The 20826-nt window shown below is 44.0% G+C and carries 21 protein-coding genes, 1 tRNA gene and 1 pseudogene; 10 read left to right on the forward strand and 13 right to left on the reverse strand.

Translation table 11 applies throughout. The annotated features are described in order from the left end of the window. The first annotated feature begins 1 nt into the window (after nt 1). Nucleotides 2-74, forward strand: a tRNA-Lys gene (locus tag AB5706_RS13710). A gap of 342 nt (nt 75-416) precedes the next feature. Here AB5706_RS13710 and yedF read toward each other — a convergent pair. The 4 genes from yedF to AB5706_RS13730 form a co-directional block, all read right to left on the reverse strand. Further along, nucleotides 417-1043, reverse strand: coding sequence for a sulfurtransferase-like selenium metabolism protein YedF (gene yedF / locus AB5706_RS13715; protein ID WP_148463431.1), 627 nt, complete (start codon nt 1041-1043; stop codon nt 417-419). Nucleotides 1044-1212: 169 nt separating this feature from the next. Next, nucleotides 1213-1449 carry a putative Se/S carrier protein gene (locus AB5706_RS13720; protein ID WP_173772864.1) on the reverse strand — a complete coding sequence of 79 codons (237 nt, stop codon included), beginning with the start codon at nt 1447-1449 and terminating at the stop codon, nt 1213-1215. 73 nt (nt 1450-1522) lie between these two features. Next, the gene (locus AB5706_RS13725; RefSeq protein ID WP_173774284.1) at nt 1523-3466 is read right to left on the reverse strand and encodes a serine hydrolase domain-containing protein; all 1944 of its coding nucleotides are present in this window, start codon (nt 3464-3466) and stop codon (nt 1523-1525) included. 113 nt (nt 3467-3579) lie between these two features. Next, a complete protein-coding gene (locus tag AB5706_RS13730; protein WP_325064571.1) occupies nt 3580-3732 on the reverse strand; it encodes a DUF6783 domain-containing protein in 153 nt (50 codons plus the stop codon). Between AB5706_RS13730 and AB5706_RS13735 the strand changes: the two genes are divergently transcribed. Together AB5706_RS13735 and AB5706_RS13740 are read left to right on the forward strand one after the other, a co-directional pair. Beyond that, the gene (locus AB5706_RS13735; RefSeq protein ID WP_325064570.1) at nt 3664-3933 is read left to right on the forward strand and encodes a DUF6783 domain-containing protein; all 270 of its coding nucleotides are present in this window, start codon (nt 3664-3666) and stop codon (nt 3931-3933) included. The genes AB5706_RS13730 and AB5706_RS13735 overlap by 69 nt on opposite strands. A 45-nt stretch (nt 3934-3978) precedes the next feature. Continuing rightward, complete coding sequence (locus AB5706_RS13740; protein WP_173774283.1) at nt 3979-4404, forward strand: hypothetical protein; 426 nt, start codon at nt 3979-3981, stop codon at nt 4402-4404. Nucleotides 4405-4486: 82 nt separating this feature from the next. Here AB5706_RS13740 and AB5706_RS13745 read toward each other — a convergent pair whose 3' ends face one another. Then, nucleotides 4487-5677: a metallophosphoesterase gene (locus tag AB5706_RS13745; protein ID WP_173774282.1), complete on the reverse strand. Its 1191-nt coding sequence runs from the start codon at nt 5675-5677 to the stop codon at nt 4487-4489. Nucleotides 5678-5915: 238 nt separating this feature from the next. Between AB5706_RS13745 and AB5706_RS13750 the strand changes: the two genes are divergently transcribed. Next, nucleotides 5916-6881, forward strand: coding sequence for a SpoIID/LytB domain-containing protein (locus AB5706_RS13750; protein WP_173719533.1), 966 nt, complete (start codon nt 5916-5918; stop codon nt 6879-6881). A gap of 207 nt (nt 6882-7088) precedes the next feature. Then, complete coding sequence (gene trhA / locus AB5706_RS13755; RefSeq protein ID WP_118583187.1) at nt 7089-7751, forward strand: PAQR family membrane homeostasis protein TrhA; 663 nt, start codon at nt 7089-7091, stop codon at nt 7749-7751. Nucleotides 7752-7854: 103 nt separating this feature from the next. On the opposite strand, the gene AB5706_RS13760 is transcribed toward trhA, so the two are convergent. Both AB5706_RS13760 and AB5706_RS13765 read right to left on the reverse strand, forming a co-directional pair. Then, the gene (locus AB5706_RS13760) at nt 7855-8097 is read right to left on the reverse strand and encodes a GIY-YIG nuclease family protein (protein WP_148463437.1); all 243 of its coding nucleotides are present in this window, start codon (nt 8095-8097) and stop codon (nt 7855-7857) included. A 535-nt stretch (nt 8098-8632) separates the two neighbouring features. Continuing rightward, nucleotides 8633-9490, reverse strand: a complete 858-nt coding sequence (locus tag AB5706_RS13765; protein ID WP_118583191.1) for a M23 family metallopeptidase — start codon at nt 9488-9490, stop codon at nt 8633-8635. A 293-nt stretch (nt 9491-9783) separates the two neighbouring features. Between AB5706_RS13765 and AB5706_RS13770 the strand changes: the two genes are divergently transcribed. Next, a complete protein-coding gene (locus AB5706_RS13770; protein WP_226837975.1) occupies nt 9784-10191 on the forward strand; it encodes a hypothetical protein in 408 nt (135 codons plus the stop codon). Nucleotides 10192-10344: 153 nt separating this feature from the next. Here AB5706_RS13770 and spoVT read toward each other — a convergent pair whose 3' ends face one another. After that, entirely contained in the window at nt 10345-10893 is a 549-nt protein-coding gene (spoVT, locus tag AB5706_RS13775) for a stage V sporulation protein T (protein ID WP_173717488.1), read from the reverse strand. A gap of 349 nt (nt 10894-11242) precedes the next feature. On the opposite strand from spoVT, the gene AB5706_RS13780 reads away from it, so the two are divergent. Further along, a complete protein-coding gene (locus AB5706_RS13780) occupies nt 11243-12667 on the forward strand; it encodes a GGDEF domain-containing protein (protein ID WP_368366135.1) in 1425 nt (474 codons plus the stop codon). A gap of 124 nt (nt 12668-12791) precedes the next feature. Here the strand turns inward: AB5706_RS13780 and AB5706_RS13785 are convergent, their stop codons facing one another. The 3 genes from AB5706_RS13785 to AB5706_RS13795 all read right to left on the reverse strand — a co-directional run bounded on the left by AB5706_RS13785 (nt 12792) and on the right by AB5706_RS13795 (nt 15679). Further along, the gene (locus AB5706_RS13785; protein WP_173774273.1) at nt 12792-13340 is read right to left on the reverse strand and encodes a transcription repressor NadR; all 549 of its coding nucleotides are present in this window, start codon (nt 13338-13340) and stop codon (nt 12792-12794) included. 151 nt (nt 13341-13491) lie between these two features. Beyond that, nucleotides 13492-14349: a carboxylating nicotinate-nucleotide diphosphorylase gene (gene nadC, locus AB5706_RS13790; RefSeq protein ID WP_173774274.1), complete on the reverse strand. Its 858-nt coding sequence runs from the start codon at nt 14347-14349 to the stop codon at nt 13492-13494. Further along, nucleotides 14342-15679 (reverse strand): L-aspartate oxidase, encoded by a 1338-nt coding sequence (locus AB5706_RS13795; RefSeq protein ID WP_173774275.1) that lies wholly within the window; start codon nt 15677-15679, stop codon nt 14342-14344. The genes nadC and AB5706_RS13795 overlap by 8 nt, the downstream gene beginning before the upstream one ends. Before the next feature lie 354 nt (nt 15680-16033). On the opposite strand from AB5706_RS13795, the gene nadA reads away from it, so the two are divergent. The 3 genes from nadA to AB5706_RS13810 all read left to right on the forward strand — a co-directional run bounded on the left by nadA (nt 16034) and on the right by AB5706_RS13810 (nt 19499). Continuing rightward, nucleotides 16034-16954, forward strand: coding sequence for a quinolinate synthase NadA (gene nadA, locus AB5706_RS13800; RefSeq protein ID WP_173719528.1), 921 nt, complete (start codon nt 16034-16036; stop codon nt 16952-16954). An 879-nt stretch (nt 16955-17833) separates the two neighbouring features. Next, nucleotides 17834-18472 carry a bifunctional 4-hydroxy-2-oxoglutarate aldolase/2-dehydro-3-deoxy-phosphogluconate aldolase gene (locus AB5706_RS13805; RefSeq protein ID WP_227199176.1) on the forward strand — a complete coding sequence of 213 codons (639 nt, stop codon included), beginning with the start codon at nt 17834-17836 and terminating at the stop codon, nt 18470-18472. Between the two features lie 4 nt (nt 18473-18476). Beyond that, nucleotides 18477-19499, forward strand: a complete 1023-nt coding sequence (locus tag AB5706_RS13810) for a sugar kinase (protein ID WP_226837972.1) — start codon at nt 18477-18479, stop codon at nt 19497-19499. A 3-nt stretch (nt 19500-19502) separates the two neighbouring features. Here the strand turns inward: AB5706_RS13810 and AB5706_RS13815 are convergent. Together AB5706_RS13815 and AB5706_RS13820 are read right to left on the reverse strand one after the other, a co-directional pair. Beyond that, nucleotides 19503-19580, reverse strand: a pseudogene (locus AB5706_RS13815) (DUF6783 domain-containing protein); the annotation flags it as partial. Between the two features lie 10 nt (nt 19581-19590). Beyond that, nucleotides 19591-20718: a glycerate kinase family protein gene (locus AB5706_RS13820; RefSeq protein WP_173770243.1), complete on the reverse strand. Its 1128-nt coding sequence runs from the start codon at nt 20716-20718 to the stop codon at nt 19591-19593. Nucleotides 20719-20826 lie beyond the last annotated feature (108 nt).

The following is a 20826-nucleotide window of genomic DNA, read 5'->3' on the forward strand; positions in this document are numbered from 1 at the left end:
TGGAGCATTAGCTCAGTTGGTAGAGCACTTGACTTTTAATCAAGTTGTCCGGGGTTCGAATCCCCGATGCTTCACTTCACAGAATGCCGGAAATCCTTTATTTGTAAGGGTTTCCGGTCTTTTTTTATAACTCTTAAATAACACCAAGTAATCGTGAGTAAATGTCCCATTGAAAACAAGATGTCTCAAATGTGTCTCAGATAAAAATGAAATCCACGCTTTTATCTTTTTATTTTCTTTAAATCAAAATTTGATTACAAAGAAAATTGAGTTGATTTTAAAGCGTGGATTTTATTTATTTAGAAGTTATTTGCTATGAAAGTCCCATCCGTTATCCATGAATTCGCTTATGCAAGCATGGTTCATTCATGGATATCGGACGGAATTTTTGAGTACTTTTTTAATGTGTCAAAGCATTATGGACGTATGATAGTGCCTGCGTTTTCCATAATTTCTACGATTTCGTACATGTTGGTAACGCTGCCGACTGCCAGGCTTTCTTTCAGGCCGTAGAAGTCAAGGCAGGTACCGCAGGTGAGGATTTTTACTCCTTCTGCTTCTAAAGATTTCAGATCTTCCAGGGAATCGGAGTCTTCGCAGGTAAGGGATGCTCCGGAGTTGTAGCACAGAATGATCTCTGGGAGCTGATCCTGTTTGGTGAGAGCGAAAATGAAGGATTTCATAAGAATCTTTCCAAGCTGTTCTTCACCATTTCCCATGGTATTGGCGGAAAGGACGGCTACAAGACCATGTTTCTTGGAATCCGGGGTGCAGGCGGGAGCGGCGGATTCAGCTGCTGGTGTTGAGGTTGTGCTGTTTTCCGGAATCTGGAAGGTTACGGTGAAATCTTTCTCTGTTTTTTTCTCAGAAGAGACTGTAAAGCCTTTGCTGTTGCCAAATTTGGTAAGGTTCTGGACGGCAATTTCATTGTCAACGAGAATGATAAGGGTACCGCCATTTGTCATTTCTTCGGATTCTTTCTTTGCGTTTACAACTGGGAGTGGGCAGGCCATTCCTCTCGCATCAAATGTTTTGTTTTCCATGTGTAATTTCTCCTACTATCTATATTGTATTTTTTTAATTGACATTTTTTAACAGACTCTATAATACAGCATATATTAAGTAATGGATACTCTGACACAGTAAATTTTTAATATATTGCGTAAGTAATGCTGAAAATTAATTTGTACTGCATTAGAGCCTGTTTAATAATTAAATTATACACTCATATATGCCCTCAGGATCCAGGTCTTGCTCCTGAAGTAGTTTCTCAAGGGCAGTGCGGCTTGTGGGGGGCGCACACCAGGAAAGTCCGCAGCTGGCAGAGATACTTCTTGGAATCGGAATCAGTCTTCCTGGAGCACCAGTGGCTTTGCAGGATTTCTCCATGGCGATGGCGTCGGTGGTGCAGCGAAAGGTGATGATTAAGCGTTTTTCCTGGGAAATCATGGGGTACCTCCTGATTGACCGCATATTTGGTCGTAAAAAATTTTCTTGTTATTAAAGTGCGATATATGGTGCATTACAAACTTTCTGTAGAATAGGAAGTGGTCGTTATTTCACTGGGTTCTGATGAGAGTTCTCCGCAATCTGATTCATTTAAGGATGAAACTGCTTCCTGTTCTGGAGCCTTTTCAGCAGGTGTCACCAGATACCCATGCGAAACCGGTTCAATAGTCTGTTCCATTACCCTGTGAAGGAGCCCCAGGCCGCCTGTGCCCTTGAAAGCTCCATAGAGAAAGTTGTTGGAGATTTCTTCGGTGATGGATTCCAGACCTTCCATGATCATGCCTTTGCCTGGTGTTTCGTACCAGCGGATGAGAATTTCATCTTCGGGAAGGAAGAAAATGTTGATTTTTCTTCGAACACATTCTTCAAGGAAGGTGAAGTCCAGCTTCAGGACGGCGGTTCCGTTTTCATCTGTAGTGAATTCTCCGGAGGCTGCAATCAGATAGCTTTCCTCGTGGAGGGTAAGCCAGGATTCTTTGAATTTTCCAAGTCCTGTCGGGATGTTATGCCATTCGCCGGATTCCAGAAAGTTTACGGAGAAATTGCCTTTTTCACAGGCGAATGAAATCTTTTGCACACCTTCCGTCATATTATTGTGGAAAATCTGGATAAACAGCGGGAAAAGACCAATGCTCTGTGGAGAAAGTTCAAAAACTTTGCCATTAAGCTGTTGGGTGAACTGGTAAGGATTCGGCGCAAGAAGTCCTTTCACGTAATTCCAGGTATTAGGTCGTGTATTGGTGCTGCGGCGGAGTCCGGGCGGATTCTTTTTCCAGCCACCCTTTCGGAGAGAAGGAAGTGTCTGAGGCGCGTGAATGCCGTTTTCAAGCTCGGCAGTCAGGCGGTTCAGGAGTGTCTGGGCGCATGGGTTTTCAGGCAAAATATCTGCAGGATGAAAGTTGCGCGGAAAGTGCTTGCGGATAATGTTCAGCATGACGCAGTTCTGGAAAAGTTCGTTATTTCCGGCATTTGTGACTACAACCATGTTCATGTCAGGGTAGACGATCACATTCTGACCAAGCATTCCATTGAATTCAAAGCTGCCCGGGCGAGCCTCCATCCACAGCTGGTAGCCATAGCCGAAAGTACCTTCGATGCTTTCCTTATGCTTAGCAGTGGAGACTTCAACCCAGAATTCCGGGATAATCTGCTGATCGTTCCATTTACCCTTCTGAAGATAAAGCTGACCTAATTTAGCCATGTCCTCAGTGCAAAGGAAAAGTCCCCAGCCGCCCTTGGTAATGCCCTTAGGGCAGGTTTCCCAGAAATAGTGGGTGATTCCAAGGGGAGCGAAAAGCCGTGGTTCCAGGTACTCGGTAAGTGACTGGCCGGTGCGTTCCGTGACGATGGCGGACAGAACGTAGGTATTCAGGCTGTTGTACTGGAAATTTTCCCCGGGGGTGCCGGTGATGGAAGAATTCAGGTAGCTGGTGAGCCAGTCGTTTCCAGAGACGATCCCGGATTCGTTGAAAGTGACGCCGCTGGTCATTGTGAGAAGATTTTCTACAGTGACTTTAGGGCGGAAAATCTTGTTAAAGGTGTTCAGCTTCTTCTGGAAAATGTCGTAAATGTTTTCGTCCAGGGAAAGCTTGCCTTCTTCTACCAGAAGACCAATTGCCATGCCGGTGATGCTTTTGCACATGGAATGGGTCACATGCCAGATTCGGCTGCGGTATGGGGCGAAATTGGCCTCGCAGATGACCTTTCCATTTCGGAGTACCATGAAATGGTGCATGTCTGTATAGTGTGAAGAGTCCAGATCCCGCAGCAGGTCGGCCAGCATGTCAGAGGAAATACCCTGGCTCTCCGGCGTGGCGCGGGGAAATGGCTGCTCGTATGGTTTGTCAAATGGAAATTTAGGCTTTTGCGGGAAGAAATCTACCCGGCTGGCTCCGTCCGTTTTTCCCAGGATAATGTTTGTAATCAGTTCTGCAACTGCAATCTGTTCTTTTGCCATAAGGTGCTCCTTTCTTTGGGAAAGCGGTAAAAGTTGTTGTTAGGGTTATTGTAGCAGTGGGGGACAAGTGTGTCAATAAGGGGTGAAATAGGGAAAATTTATAAAAAATGGTTCTATAGGTTGTATTGGCAGACATAAATATTACTAGAGCCTGTTTGAAAAATCATTCCCGCAATCTGCACGCCCCACTTTGCGGTATATTTCACCCGAATTCGGTTGCCGTAGCCCGCTACGGCGCCCTCATCCGGGCAAAATCTCCCACAAATTGTGACGCACATCTTGCAGAAAGCCTTTTTCAAACATGCTCTAGACCCTGCACAATCATGAAAAGTGCGCAGTTCGCAGATGAATTTTTTCAGGCATATTCTGGCGGCTGTTTGCTGTTAGCTGTCCGTGCAGTCTGCCGGAGGCAGAAAAAGTGCCTGAAATGGTACAAAGTTAATTGCATTAGGAGACAGCGGCGGTGATGAGCTTTTGGATTTTGGACAGGCATGACAAGAAGGAGGACCTTTATGAGATTATTGAAAAAATATTTCAACCGGGAAAATAAATTCAGTTTGAAAGAACGTTTCAATATGGTGATGACTGTGGTGACTTGCTTTTTCATGGGAGTGATGGGTGAAAATGGACGGGGTATGCAGGGAATAAAGGGACTGATTGGTGGAATCGGCGGACTGGCTGTAAGGATGAATGGATGGCTGAGTGTGGTGACTGGCTGGGAGCTGGGCGCGCATGAAGCTCATGGAATATATGAAAAAGGTGTAGTGGGAAGATTTTTCCAGGGAAAGATGCTGGAAGGAATAGATGTGGTGAAGCGTGGACAGGCTTTAGTGGAAAGGGCTGGGCTGCGAGGAAGAAGGGGAAATCGGATACGGGATGTTTCACATGAGAAGGGACTGCCTTGCATGGAACGATGGGTGTGCAGAGGCAGTCCGTAGGGGCATAATCGGTTGATTTAATGTAACTGTGAACTATGTTCACGAAAACATCTCGCGGTATAGTATCTGCGGAACAGTTATATTAATTGTTAAAATAAACTGTAATCGGACAGATTTCGCTGTTGGTGCCGACTCTCATGTTCGGCCCCCAGATTCCGGCTCCGGAAGTGACAATGTTGTGCATATTTCCTTTTCGAAGGTAGCCACAGGAATTTTCCCAGAATAGATGGATAATCAGGTTTCCGGGGAAAATCTGGCCGTCATGGGTGTGACCACAAAGGTCAAGGTCAACACCGGCAGCTGCTGTCTTGTCTAATTCTTTTGGCTGATGGTCAATGAAAATAATTGGTTTTCTCTGGTCCAGCGATTCGGTAAGCTGGGCCGGAGTGGCTCTGGAACCTTCCACTTTTTCGCATCGGGAGGCATCCCGGCGGCCGACAATATAAAATTTGTTGTCAATCAGAACAGATTCATCGTCTAGCAGGTGAATTCCTGCGTCTGTAAGAAATTCTTCCATTCTGGGATCATTGTAGTTATCTTCTGTTCCGCTGAAGGTGAAACCTGCCAGGATTGGTTCGTTCAGGTCGTGATTGCCCCAGCAGGCGTAAACTCCATATTTGGACTTAATTCCTTTTAAAATTTCTTTTAATTTATCTGGTTTGGAAATGGCGTCATATTCATTATCGAAAATATCACCTGCGATACAGACTACATCTGGATTTTCAGCATTAATCTTTTTCACAATTCGTTTTGCCTGGGCGGTTCCCATGCTGTAGCCGAAATGGGTATCAGCGAGAAGGACTATTTTCAGGGAATCCATGTCGTCAACTGTTTTTTCAACGTTTATCTCATAAGATGTAGTTTTCACATGGGTTACATGAAGGATTCCGTAAACACTGAGGCTGATGATCAGTATGGTGCAGATCAGGCCTGTGATGACGAAAGTGCTGCGGTGCCCGATAAACGGGGCATGGAATATGTATTTCAGTATCAGACGGCCAAAATCAACGACAGCGATTACCAGCAGAATATAGATGAAAGTTCCGAGAAAATAGTTACCTGTATGCTTGAGAATACGGTGCAGGTTGGCCGGCTTTTTGATGAGAAAGCCGGTGAGCAGGGCTGTTGCTAATATTATGTAAACTCCTATAAAGGAAGCGCGAAATGCCATTGTCTGAAAAAGTCTGTGACAGGCGCCCATCCATCGTATCATCCAACGGACAACGTATGCATTGATCAGGATGTATAGGGGTGCAAGAAAGAGTGCGGTCATGAAAAACCTCCGTTATATTTACTTTGAAAATTAGCAGTTACACGCTTTGTTACCGTGTCTGCGCAATAATGGGTACAGTATACTACGGTTAATAAGTTTTTGCAATTGTGCATATAATAGGGAGAAATGAGAGAGTCAGGAGAGCTGTTGCTTATGCGGCAAAGCGAGAAAGATTCCTGAAACCGGGAACATCAGGTATGCCGATTATTTTTAAGCAATGGCAAAGTGCAGGAAATATATGAGAAAATGGTTTCGGAGCTTTTATTCTTCAGGGCTGTTTATTCCATTCATTTTATTATTGCCGTATATGTGTACAATCGCCTTGAATGGGGCGGATAAAGCACTTTTACTGCATTCTCCGGGGGTGGAGGATATGGTTCCGCTGATGTTGCTGGTACAGATGAAAGGGGATTATGCGGAGGAAGCGGTGAAAGCTCAGGCGGTGATTGCAAGGTCGGAGGTGTACAGGCGGCTGGAGGAGGGGGAAAGTGAAGGAGAAATTCTGGATGAAGTAAGTGAAAGTATCGCAGGGAAAAACAGGGAAAGAAGAGTTGAGCAAATGACAGCTGCGACAGAAGATGAAGAGGTGTTATCCTTCCGAATAGCAGAATTAAATAGTGGCAGGAGTTTTGTTGTTGGATATGGAGGCGTTTGGAAATTACTGAGTGCGGTGGATAAGCTGCAGCAGTATGGAGCAGCGGCAGAGGCAACGGCCGGGCAGGTTCTTACATATAATGGAAAGCTGAAATTAGTTCCGTATCATGAGATCAGCAGCGGTAAAACCAGGGATGGGACAGAAGTTTTTCACAGTGCAGAATATGGCTATCTGAAATCAGTGGAAAGCAGTCAGGACAGGGAGGCTCCAGGCTATGTAAACAGTGCATATGTGCCTGCCAGTCAGCTTCCTGCGAAGCTGGTGGTCAAAAAGCGAGATAGTGCCGGTTATGTGACTGCGCTGACAGCTGATGGAAACTGGCTTGAGGGTGAGACTTTTCGACAGGGCATGCATCTGGCTTCCGCAGATTTTTCCGTGCAGAAAGTAGGAAAAATGGTACGCTTTTTATGTAAAGGAAAAGGACATGGGCTTGGATTTTCCCAGTATGGGGGGAATGAGATGGCGAAGAAAGGGAGTAGCTGGGAGGAGATATTGGAGACATATTTTCCGGAGATGGAGGTTGAGGTGGTGATGGAGATGGGAAGGTGAAAAATGTTGCTGAAAGTCAAAAAATTACTTTTATTATAAAAGTTTTGTAAAACCCCTTGCATTTTTCAAAAAAAGTGTTATAGTATAACACATACTTTATGATGTAGTAATTAAAACTACATGATAAAGTTTGCAAAACATTATAAACCTAGGAACCAGACTGATTTCTGGAAAAGTTACTTTGGAAAAGTTTTAGGAGGTGCTATCATGAAATTTAAATTAAAAGATCCGGGAAGTGCGATTACACATGGGATTGCTTTTCTTCTGGCAGCAGTGGGAGCAGCGCCTTTATTGATTCGCTCGTCAGAGTGGAGCGATCATATTCATATTGTGGCACTGGGAGTGTTTATTCTTACGATGATGCTGCTTTATGCGGCAAGTACTCTTTATCATTCCGTTGATTCTACGGCGAAGGTGAACCGCAGACTGAAGAAGCTGGATCATATGATGATCTTTGTAATGATCGCGGGAAGCTATACGCCGGTGTGCCTGATTGTTCTTCATAACAAGATTGGATATATACTTTGCGCACTTGTGTGGGCGACAGCAATTCTGGGAATTGTATTTAAGGCATTCTGGGTGACTTGTCCGAAATGGATTTCTTCTGTGCTGTATATTGGAATGGGCTGGTTGTGTGTGCTTGCGTTCATGCCAATTATTCATGCATTGCCTAAGGCTGGATTTGGCTGGCTGCTGGCGGGGGGAATTATTTATACGATTGGCGGTGTGATCTATGCATTGAAGCTTCCCATCTTTAATGCGAAACATAAGAATTTTGGGTCACATGAGATTTTCCACGTATTTATTATGCTGGGAAGCGCGTGTCATTTTATTGTGATGTATTGTTTTGTGGCGAATATGCCGATTTGATGATATGGTAAGGTAAAATATTAGTAATGAAGTTACCTGTAACAAATATTTTAGACGAAGTTTTTTAATAATTTTTAATATTTAGAAGGAACTGTGATCTCCTCTAAAATTCCATCAGGGCTAATTTTTTTGCCCGGGTTAATTGTTTGATTGCATATTCCCGGCTCATGGCTTCTTCTTTGGTGGCGTAGCCTTCGTAGTAGACAAGGGTTACCGGACGTTTGGTTTTGGTGTATTTGGCTCCGTTTTTGCCGCTGTTGTGGGCTTTCAGGCGCTTTTCCAGACAGTTTGTCCATCCGGTGTAAAGAGTACCGTCGGCACACTGGACGATGTAGGTGTAATTCATGGGGCTCCTTTTTGGGTTGTAAGGTGAAAGTTCTTAATGTTTTACTATGAAAGTCCCGGACGGCAGCCAAGAATGAGCCATGCTTACATGAGCGAATTATTGGATATCGGACGGGCTAGAGCGTATGAGTAAGTAGGGTGATAGCCCGGATTACGAATGCGGTCGGCAGCTGTGGGAGCGCTATAGGCGCGGAACAGCTGACTTTCATATATGGTGATGTCGCCGACAGGCGACATGTCCGTTTAGGAATTAAATAAATATTTATGTAAAGGAGTATCGTCATGCTGTTAACTGGCTGACAATGCTCCTTATTTTTATAAAAAGCAATCGGTAAGCTGGTATATTATTTGCAGTCCAAAAGAATACTATAGCGTGTCAGAATGGCTACCATGGCGGGTTCCGGGCTCTTAGCTGCCTGGAAGGACTGGAAAAAGCAGGTAGGATTTAGGTACCGACTGCGGATTTTCCCACCTGCTTTATTATACGTTGTTTTTTTACTTTTGTGAATGTTGATATTTCATGGACTGAATTTTTTTTACGGCAGATACGTGATCGGGTCGATTGGTTCTCCGTCTTTTTTCATGGCGAAGTACAGGTTACTGCCTTCTTCGCTGTAATAAATGGTAGGAGCTGCGACATAGCCTATGATGGAACCTTTGGTGACGGTATCGCCTTCAGCAACGTCCAGATCAGTAAGCTGACCATAGATTGCCTGGTAGCCGTTTCCAAGCTCCATGGTGACGGTAGTGCCAGTTTGGGCATTATTTTCAATCGAATATACGGTTCCGTTTACTGCGGAAACTACAGGGGCACCTTCCACTGCTTGTACGGAAATCGCAGGGCTCAGTTTATACTGATCCAGAGTTGGGAAGTAAACACTCTGATCCATGCTGTAATCAATGAGAACATGTCCGTTTACCGGCCACTCCATTAATGTATCTTCCGAGAAGTTGATTTCCGGTCCTTTGTGCAGGGAGATCTGGGCGTTTACGCTGGTACTTTCTCCAATGTCAGAGGAGCTGGAAATATCAGCGGTATCGTTAATGTCAGCAGAATTGGTTAAGTCCACGGTATTGTCAAGGCTTGCCATGTCTGTTGCGGATGAATTATCTGATTCGTTTATCAAAGACTCACTGTCTAGGATTCCGGTATCGGAAATTCCGTCCAGATCTGCTTCTACCATGTTAGTACCTGCTTCTGCAAGGGACGAATCATCAGTTGAGTTGGCTCCATCTGCTTTGGCAGTGTCATTTTCCTTGGTGCTTTCCAATGGAAGCACTTCCTGAATATGTTCTGGTTTGTTTGCAACCTGGTAAGCGGTCACTCCGAGAACTGCCATAACTGCAAGGAGAGCGCCGTTGAAAATAAATTTTGCTGTTCTGTTTTTCCTCATATTCTTTTCACCTCTACATACATTCTGTTCACAGCTGTTGTACCTGTCTGTATTTATAGGGTGTCCAGAAAATTGGAGGTTATTCATTAATTCATGAAAATGAGAAAATTTAAATTGGTGGCACTTATATAAGCGGCATGGTATAATAGGGGAAAACATGTGCGGTGCTGTGAAAAATAAATGATGTCGGCAGCTGTGGGAGCGCCATAGGCGCGGAACAGCTGACTTTCATATATGGTGATGTCGCCGACAGGCGACATGTCCGTTAAAAAATAATTTACAGGGGGTAACTTGTGGTGAAGATTACAGAGGAGCTTTTGCAGAAAGCTGATCAGATTCCGAATTTCTCAGATGGAGTCATTATGCCGGATGGGGATTACAGATTGATTGAGGAGAAGGGCCATCTTCAGACCATGATGGCGCTTTTGCCATATCCGGAGAAGGAGATTTGGAAGATGATCCCGGAGAATGATTCGGCACTGTTCTGGATGATCGAGAAGACAGGATGTGTGCTTACAGATTATAATTCAACTGTGGGTATGGTGATGACGCGGTCGCAGAAGGAGGTTTTTGATGCACTGGTTGCCCGTGGGATTATTTCGCCGGAGTATTTTGATATTACCAGGCAGAGGCAGAAGATGCGGGATCAGGGCAAGCAGGGTAGCACTGTATCTGAAGAGAAAACAGAACAGGATTGTTGAGGTATATAAATTCGAAAACTGCTGTACCATTTAATGGACTTTGAAGAGGGGCTAAATGGATACAGCAGTTTTTTAGTTTCTGTTCACTGGCAGATTGCGGGAATGATTTTTCAAACAGGCTCTATCGAGACGTTGACTGCAGCGATAACAAAATTATTGTTCCATCTGCCGTCCAAGAAACCCGGCAGCAGTCTGCGCCAGAAGCTTTTCGCTGGCACCGGGAATGTCTTTGTCGGTTTTTCCCATGAGGATGACACTGCCAATAGCATCTCCGGCGGCTATGATGGGCTGGATGACCTGGGATGTGGATGGAGCTGGCTGTTCATCCACCACAGGGACTTTGCCACGGTCTTTGGCACTAAGACATTTGGCTTCTCTGTCATTGATAACAGCTTCCAGCTGGCTGCTGATCAATTTTCCAATGAATTCCTTACTTCCCGGACCGGCAGCAGCTACTACCTGGTCGTGGTCGGTGATGCAGGAAAGCATGCCGGTGGAATGGGAGAGGGACTCGGCGTATTCTTTTGCAAAAAGGCTAAGCTCTCCGATTGGGGAGTATTTTTTCAGAATGATTTCACCTTCACGGTCGGTGAAAATTTCAAGTGGGGTACCTTCTTTGATTCGCAGGGTCCGACGGATTTCTTTTGGGATGACCACCCGGCCCAGATCATCTATTCTTCTTACGATTCCTGTGGCTTTCATTTATCTGTTCCTCCTGTACTTTATGATGCAATTGTGGGAAACAATTGACCTTCTTTTCAAACACACTATAGAGCTTGTTTGTTTTGTGGGTTTCCATATTTTGTAGTGTATGGATAGTATGTGAAAATATGGGGGAATTATGCGCACGAGATGAGGCAATTTTTTGATCGCGGCAATAAGAATTTATCATATTCAACCTTTTTGAAATGCAGTTAGGTGAAAAAGTTGGTTTACATAATAAGTACCATTTGTTATGTGTTGCCAGTGAGCAGTAACAACGGGTTACTTTGGGAGCAAATTCATGTAAATTAGTATGGTTTACATATGGAAATTATGATAAAATATATCCATGAAGAAAAAAAAGCTTGTTTTTTTAGCGTTTGCAACCATTGCGATTGCATTATTGCTTGAAGCCGGAATTTTAAAGTATGTCAATGACAGTAATACATACAGGATGTCAAAAGTACTGCTGGATCGTGTTATCACCGTGCTCAATAAAAATGATGATAGTGAAAATGGACTCATCGAATCGCTAAAGGACGATTATATAGTAAGAGCAAAGGCTGTATCCTATATTATAGATGCAAAACCACAGGTGGAATATGATGTAGAAGAATTGCAGAAAATAGCAGATTTGATATCAGTAGACGAAATTCATCTGTTTGATAAAAACGGATATATCTACAGTGGTACTTTGCCAAAATACTATGGCTTCAGTTTTGACTCCGGAGAGCAGATGGAATATTTTAAGCCCATGCTTAAAAATAAAAATCTTACCATGTGTCAGGATGTTACTCCGAATACCGCTGAAGGAAAGGAACTGATGTATGCCATTACATGGAACGAAGCCGGTACCAGAATGATCCAGATCGGCATCGAACCAAAGCGTCTGCTTAAAGAACTAAAGCAAAATGAAATCTCCGCTGTAGTAAGTGATATGCCTGTTTATAAGGGAATCGAAATTTTCGTGGCAGACTCCCAGACCAAAATTGTAAAAGGTGCTACGGATTCCAGACAGATAGGCGTGAAACTGGAAGGGCTTGTTGTATCATCTGATAAAAAAAGCGGCGAGACAGATGTCCGACTCATAAGGATAGGTGGAAAACGCTGCAAATGTTTACTCAGTCAGTATGATGACTATATTGTAGCTGTAACTATAGACAGTTCCTTTTATCGGCAAGGAAATATTTTTGCGGTTCTCATAGTTGGCGTGTATCTTGTATTGGCTTCCTGCTGTATGTTCTACCTGCTTTCAAGAGTTATGAAAGAAAAATATGAAAAAGAAAAACTGCTGTACATATCAAACACAGATGAACTTACAAGATGCTTTAACCGACATGCATACGAAGAAAGGATAAACAACCTTGATCTCCGCGAGGAATGGATATATATTTCCTTGGATCTTAATAACCTAAAACATACAAATGATTCTCTTGGACATGCTGCAGGCGATGAACTTATATGTGCAGCGGCCAATTGTATGAGGGAAAGTTTTGGAAAGTATGGAAATGTCTACAGAATCGGAGGAGATGAGTTTGTTGTGATCATCACCGGAAATACAAAGGAATTTCAAAGCATAATAGAAAGCTTTGACCGGCGTGTTGCACAATGGCATGGGAAACTGGTGGATTCTATGACAATCTCATGGGGATATGTTTTCAGTTCTGAGAAAGAATGGGATAACATCTATGACATTGCCAAAGAAGCAGATGAAAGAATGTATAAGAACAAGGAACGCTATTACCAGGAAAGCAAAATAGTCAGACGAAGGTAACAGATTGCGTTTTCCTTATATTTTCAAATATTCTAAATACAACAGAGTTGATTGAAATTCTTTTGGAATAACAAGAACCAGGATGAGACTTGTGCTCAGCCTGGTTCTTAGATTTTTTCGCTTTTTATTCCTGACCGCCCCAGAAATCCACGGGCTCGTAGTCCTGTAATTTCGCAAGGAACCCCTTCTGCTGAAGTTCTTCCTGAATGGCATCCAGAATTTCTTCGCTTTCGGCGTCGATGGTGTGATAGTGGTAGCCGGAGGTTACATTTTTCAGAAGGCTGGATTTGCCAGTGCTGATTTCCTCCATGTAGGCGCGGATGTCGCGGCGGGATTTGATTCCCATGTCAGCTTTCAGCACGCCGTAGACCTTGTGGTAGACGAATACGTCGCGGATCTGTCCGCCGGCGTCTACGATAGTGCTTAATTCCTCTTCGACCTGGTCATCAGTGTGATAAACCTTGAAAACTCTGGAATATTTCCTGTCCTCCTGGAGCAGATAGCCTTTGTTGGTGGAAAAAATGGTGGCTCCGTTGGCACGCAGGAGAGAAATATCCTGGACAATAATCTGGCGGCTTACATTTAATTCCTTAGATAAGGTACCGCCGGAAACGGGATTATTGCTGGAAGATAGGATATTCAGAAGTTGTTTTCGTCTTTTTTCACCTTTCATTTTTTATCTCCTGTCTGCTGGTTTGTGATGAAAGTTACCTGTTACCGTGTAGAGCCTTTGTCAAACACGTTTTGGGACGTGTTGATGGCGGGAAACAGATGACTTCCATTCTGATAATTGCTGTCGGTGGGGGAGTTCAGCCGAATAGGGCTTACTCCACCGGATGTAGATTTTTCATTGATAAATCCATAATAGGAGCGGAATGTGTAAGTGCTCCGCTTGATACATAATTTACACCCAAACCAGTGAGTCTGGCAATATTTTCTTTTGTTACATTTCCGGAAACTTCAATTTCGGCACGTCCGGCAATGTAGTCGATGGATTCTTTCAGCTGTTCAGTGGTCATATTATCCAGCATGATAATGTCCGCACCAGCTTCTACTGCCTCTTTTACCATATCCAGATTTTCTACCTCTATTTCAATTTTGCGGACAAAAGGAGCGTAGGCTTTTGCCATGGAGATGGCCTGTTTTACACCTCCTGCGGCACCGATGTGATTGTCCTTGAGAAGAACGCCGTCGGAAAGATTATAGCGGTGGTTATTGCCGCCGCCTACGCGAACGGAATATTTCTCGAAAATACGGTTGTTCGGGGTGGTTTTTCTGGTGTCCAGAAGCTTGATCCCGGTTCCCTCAAGAAGAGCTGCAACCTGGCTGGTGTAGGTGGCGATTCCGCTCATTCTCTGGAGATAGTTAAGGGCGGTTCTTTCCCCGCAAAGGAGCACACGGATATCTCCGTAAATTTTTCCCACAAGCTGTTTATTTTCTACATGGTCTCCGTCTTTTACATAGAATTCAGCTCTGGTGGATGAATCCAGAAGTGTGAAAACACGCTCAAAAACCTGGAGTCCGCAGATGATTCCATCTTCTTTGCAGATAAGATCTACAACGCCTGGAGTGGAATCTGGCATTACGCTGTTGGTGGATACGTCTTCGCTTGTGATATCTTCTTTTAATGCGCTTAAAATGAACGGATCAACATTTAATCCGAGAGTTACCTGATCATACATATAAAAATTCCTTTCTGCCTTCTGGATTTTGGCCAAGGGTGATGGCCTGTGTGGCAAGATGGTGATAAGTTTCGGCCAGGGTCTGAATGTCCTGGTATGGGGTGAAGTCTACGTGGGAAGCAAGGTAATCAGCAATTTCACTGGCATTCTGAGGTAAAGCTTTCTTAAGATCATGCTCTGCCATATCCTGCGCTGCCCGTCTTGCGAAAACAAGGCTTTCCAGCAGGGAGTTGCTTGCCAGGCGATTTTTGCCATGGACACCGTTGCAGGCAGCTTCTCCTACTACATAGAGATTTTCCATGGAAGAACGGCTCTGATAGTCCACTTTTACGCCGCCCATGAAATAATGCTGTGCCGGAACAACCGGGATACATTCCTTGAAAACATCATAGCCCATTTCCCTGCAGTGCTCAACAATGTTTGGAAAATGGTGGCGAAGAGTTTCTACCGGGATGGTGCGCAGGTCTTCCCAGACAAAGTCGGTGTCGTCTTTTGCCATCTGTTCGTGAATTTTCTGGGAAAGAAGATCACGAGGCAGCAGCTCGTTTACGAAACGGTTCATGTTTTTGTCGTAAAGTCTGGCACCTTCGCCACGGACAGATTCGGAAATCAGAAAGCTGCGGTCTTCCGGATGTTTGGTGTAGAAGGTGGTAGGGTGGATCTGCACGTAATCCGGGTTCTGCAGTTCAATATTATGCTTACCTGCAATAGCAAGTGCGTCGCCGGTAAGGTGGCGGAAGTTGGTGGAATGTCTGTAAAGTCCACCTACCCCTCCGCTGGCCAGAACGGTATAGGTTGCAGTAACGGTGTCAAGGGAACCATCTGGACGGCGGATCACAGCGCCGTAGCAGTGGTTGTCTTTTTCCAGAATATCAACCAGGGTGGTGTATTCCAGAAGTTCTACATTGGAAAGCTTCTGGACTTCGCGGAGCAGGGTGCTGGTGATCTCTTTTCCGGTTACATCCTCGTGGAAAATAATACGGTTGGTGGAATGGGCGCCTTCTTTGGTGTAGGCAAGGCTGCCGTCTTCGTTTCGCTCGAACTGGGCACCGTAAGAAACAAGATCCCTGACAACCTCCGGGGAGGTTTTGATCATGATCTCTACGGATTTTTTGTCATTTTCGTAGTGTCCGGCTTTCATGGTGTCTTCGAAAAAGCTGTCATAGTCGGACTGTTCTTTCAGCATGCACATGCCGCCCTGGGCGAGAAAGGAATCGTTACTGGTAAGGTCGGACTTGGTGATGACGGTGATTTTTTTGTCGCGGGGAAGCTGGAGGGCACAGTAAAGACCGGAGCAGCCGCTTCCTGCGATGAGGATATCTGTTTTCATAATTGATGGTCCTTTTTTCGTGGATAAATTTGGTGTACAGAGAAATTTTGCAAAAATAATCTGAAGCGCAGGCTTATAAAATTTCTCTGTGAATGATTGCAATTGTGCGCGCGGATTCAAATTTTCCGAACGACATGCCCTGTAGTATATCACTAAACTTTACAATTGACAAGATAGCTGTAAACTTTTTTATTGACAGTGAGGACGGCAGGTAATATAATCCTAAGAAAATGTCCGAAAAGAGTGGAGCTATTAGCAGCCAATGAGGGTAAGAAGATATTTAAGAACACATTCGGGTATACATGGAAAATTAAAGTTCCGGAATAAATGAAAACACAGGAGTGAAAAACGATTATGATGACAACAAGACAGCTGCAGGATGAAATTCTGCGTTTAAAGAAGGAAAAAGATATCTGCATTCTGGCGCATGCATACCAGAGCCATGAGATTCTGGAGGTAGCAGATTACACAGGTGATTCTTATGGACTGAGCCAGCAGGCGGCTAAGGCTCCGCAGAAGAACGTGCTGATGTGTGGTGTAAGATTTATGGCAGAAACAGTAAAAATTCTTTCTCCGGAGAAAAAGGTTTACCTTTCCAATAGCGGCGCAGGATGTCCAATGGCAGAGCAGCTGGATGTGGAGATGCTTTCCGCACTGAAAGAGTCCAATCCGGACTACACAGTTGTGGCTTATATTAATACCACTTCCGAACTGAAAACAATCTGTGATGTGTGCGTAACTTCTTCTTCTGCGTTGAAGATTGTGAACAATATCGACAATGACAAGATCCTGTTTATCCCGGACTGCAACCTTGGCGCATGGGTGGAGAAGCAGGTTCCGCAAAAAACGTTCAAGTTCGTTCACGGGGGATGTCCAACTCATCTTAGAATGTCTGTAAGAGATGTGAAAAAAGCCAGAGCCGCTCATCCGGAAGCGAAGTTACTGGTTCATCCAGAGTGTCTGCCAGAGGTTTCTGCAATGGCAGATTATATTGGAAGTACTACCGGAATTATGAAATATGCCGAGGAAAGCGATGCTAAAGAATTTATTATCGGCACCGAGAACAGCATTGTCCAGCATCTCCAGTACGAGTGCCCGGACAAGAAATTTTATCCGCTGTCAAAGGACTGCGTATGCCACAATATGAAACTGACTACATTGATGGATGTTTATAATTGCGTCTGCGGTCAGGGCGGAGAAGAGATCAAGCTGGATGAGAATGTGAGAGTGAAGGCGAAGGCTTGTATTGATACGATGTTGACGATGGGGGAATAGAAAATTTATCTTTTAAGATAAGCAGAAATTAGAGACAATTACTAATTGTAAAAAAAGAATACAACTGATATAATTATATTTGGGTGCTACCATAACGGTAGGCGGTTAGTCCTTCGGCAGAGGGACTGTGACCCTCTGATTACATAGAAACCCGGAAGGGAATCAAACGGAAAGGAGGGCTAAGCCAATGAGTATTTTGGACTTTATTGCAGTAATGAGTTTTGGCATTACTTGCTTTTGTGCCGGATACACATTCGGCAAAGATACTAATAAGCCACAAAAATAGCCGCCCCGGTCCGAGAAACTGAGCGACTACTTTGTGTATACATAAAATCGGACTAACCGTCTATCAGTAGCACCTTTTTTATACTAATTATATTATCATGCTTTAAATAGAATGTCAAAAAATTTTACAGGAAATATTTATGGCAAAAGCAAAAGAGTTACTGTTCACTCCGTTTACAGTAACATGCTTCGCGATGCACAGAAATCATGCTTTGCATGATTTCGCGCCGCAACTCTCGGGTTTTCTGTGAACTTTGTTCACAAAAAACACCTCGCGGAATGTTACCAGTGAACAGTAACGCAAAAGACTATAGTTACAGGAAACTTGTAAAAAAGAACTGTCAAAATGGAAAAATAACCTAAAAATGAAGGAAATAATTGGTAGTAATTACATATTGCAAATAGAGTATGGTGAGATATATTATAAGCACATCAGATGAATTTAATAATAAAAAAGAAATATCTGCTAAAAAATGGAGCTTATCTGTTGAAAACAAAAAAATGGTATGATGAATTCAATATATTTGCAAAACGCTCATGTCTATTGTTAGACAGGATTTTCGTAGTAAATTAAGTGGTGAAAAAGGAGAAAGTATGAACACAGTATTGGAAAAAATTAAAAAAATGGGAATTGTACCGGTTGTAGTAATTGAAAATGAGAAAGATGCAGTGTCGCTGGCAGATGCTCTTTGCAATGGCGGACTTGCCTGCGCAGAGGTAACTTTCAGAACTGCAGCAGCAGGAGAGGCTATCCGTCTTATGAAAGAGGCACACCCAGAGATGCTGGTTGGTGCAGGAACCGTACTCACTGTGGATCAGGTAGACCGTGCTGTTCAGGCAGGTGCTGAATTTATTGTAAGCCCTGGTTTTGACCCGGAAATTGTCGATTACTGTATTGAGAAAAAGATTCCGGTGCTTCCAGGCTGCATTACACCATCTGAAGCTGCACGGGCAGTACGCAGAGGTCTTTCTGTAATCAAATTTTTCCCGGCGGAGCAGGCTGGTGGACTGGCATTTATTAAGGCAATGGCAGCACCGTATACTTCCTTAAGTTTTATGCCAACAGGCGGAATCAATCCGGAGAATGTAAAGAAATATCTGGAATACGATCGTATTTTTGCCTGTGGAGGAAGCTGGATGGTAAAAGGCAAACTGATCGCAGAAGGCAGGTTTGACGAAATTGAGAAGCTGACCAGAGAAGCCGCAGAAATCGTAAAGAATATAAGAGGATAATAAAATGGGAAAAAAATTTGATATGCTGGCATTAGGCGAAGTGCTTCTTCGTTTATCACCAGAAGGAAACGAACGTTTAACCCAGGGTACCAGGTTTGAGAAACAGCTGGGTGGGGCAGAATTAAATGTAGCTGTTGGCGCAGCCAATCTGGGGCTTACTACAGGTGTTATTTCCAAGATTCCGTCTCACGCCATTGGAAATTATGCGAAAAGGGAGATCAGAAGAAACGGTGTTGACACGGATTACCTGGCTGGAGATGACAGTGCAGATTCCAGACTGGGAATTTACTATTATGAATATGGTGCAGATCCCCGTAAACCTCAGGTGGTTTACGACCGCAAGTATTCTTCTGTGAATAAATTATCTTTAGAAGATTTTCCAGAAGAAATGTATGAAAATACAAGGTGTTTCCATACCAGCGGAATCACCTTGGGACTTGGCGGTCCGGTAAGGGAAAATGCCATTGAAATGATGAAAAAATTCAAAGAAAAAGGTGCACGGATTTCATTTGATGTAAACTTCAGAGGAAATCTGTGGACTGGAGATGAGGCAAGAGATTGCATTACAAAGATTTTGCCTATCGTAGACATTTTTTTCTGTTCAGAATCCACAGCTAATCTTACATTTGGAAAAACAGGGGACATAAAAGAAATCCTGAAAAGTTTTTCTGATGAATACGATATCGCTGTGGTTGCAGCAACCCAGAGAATCGTGCACAGTCCCAAGTCTCATACTTTTGGTTCCGTAATTTATGAGAAAAAAACAGACAGCTATTATGAAGAAAAACCTTATGAGAAAATTGAGGTTGTAGATAGAATTGGAAGCGGAGATGCGTATATTTCCGGTTTCTTATACGGATTATTAAAAGAAAATGGAAACTGTCAGGATGCGTTGGAGTATGGAAATGCAGCCAGTGCTATGAAAAATACCGTCAGTGGGGATATGTTATGGACAGACCCTCAGGAAATTCAACAGACAATCGAGATGCATCATAGTATAGGACAGGATTTTGAAATGAAGCGTTAGATAGCCAGTAGAGCGTGTTTGAAAAATCATTCCCGCAATCTGCACGCCCCACTTTGCGGTATATCCAGAGCAGGAAAAGATTAATTACGCTTTAAAGCAGCCGGAACACCTGCTCGGCAGTGGCAGTCATATTGGCTTTTGCAGTGGCTGAATCCATAGCTTCCGCAAGTGTGCAGATATTTCGTAAAATTGGGAAAAAAGCATCAATTCCCTCTTTATTGCAGGCAGCTGCTTCCTTTGTGACACTTCCGGCAAATGCGATAACCTTTGCATGGTGCTTTTTTGCCAGCTTCGCTACGCCTACAGGGGCTTTTCCCATGGCTGTCTGAAAATCCAGGCGGCCTTCGCCGGTAACTACCACGTCTGCATCAGAAAGTTCCTGCTCCAGTCCCACAGCATTCAGAATCAGTTCGATACCAGGTGTCAGTGCCGCGCCCAGGTAGGAGAGAAAGGCGAAGCCAAGCCCTCCGGCAGCACCGGCACCAGGGGTATTGCAGTAATCTGTTCCCAGAGTTTTGGAAGTAATTTGGGCAAAATGTGCCATAGCTTCATCTAGCTGCTTTTTCTGATTTTCTGTCACACCCTTTTGCGGACCGTAAACGTATGTGGAACCATTTTCACCGCAAAGAGGGTTATTCACATCGCATGCGACCTGAATATGAGCTTCTCTCAAAAGAGGATTCAGGCCGGAAATGTCGATTCTGGAAACCTTTGCCAGTGCCTGTCCACCTTCGCCTGCATCCATACCGTTTTCATCGAAAAAACGTGCGCCAAGAGCTTTTAACATACCGATGCCGCCGTCGTTGGTGGCGCTTCCGCCGATTCCAATGATAAAATTGCGGCAACCCTTCTGGAGGGCATGGTTTATCATTTCGCCCACACCGTAGCTGGTAGCAAGAAGAGGATCCTTTGTATCATCTGGAACCAGTGTGATTCCGGCAGCGGAAGCCATTTCCATAACAGCGGTATTGCTGTCTTTCAAATATCCATAATAAGCATTGACTGGAGCATGCATAGGTCCGGTGACGGTCAGATCGATCCGCTCTCCGTTCATGCCTTCGATCAAGGCATCAGTAGTTCCCTCTCCGCCGTCTGCGAGAGGTTTTACCACGATCCTGGCATCCGGCTTTGCCCGAAGAACTCCTTCCTTGATAGCCATTCCGGCCTCTATTGAGCTTAAGCTTCCTTTTAAAGAATCAATTGCAATGACAACTTTCATATGAAAAAATCCCCCAAAAAAATAAATGGTAAAATATGTTGCGAAAAGATTTTCAATCTTATGTCTGTTTAAAGGATAGACCGCCTGGTTTGTGGAGTCAAGTAGAAA

The sequence above is a fragment of the Ruminococcus sp. RTP21484sp1_RTP21277st1_D2_RTP21277_210401 genome (assembly GCF_040924225.1).
Taxonomy (GTDB): domain Bacteria; phylum Bacillota; class Clostridia; order Lachnospirales; family Lachnospiraceae; genus Blautia_A; species Blautia_A faecis.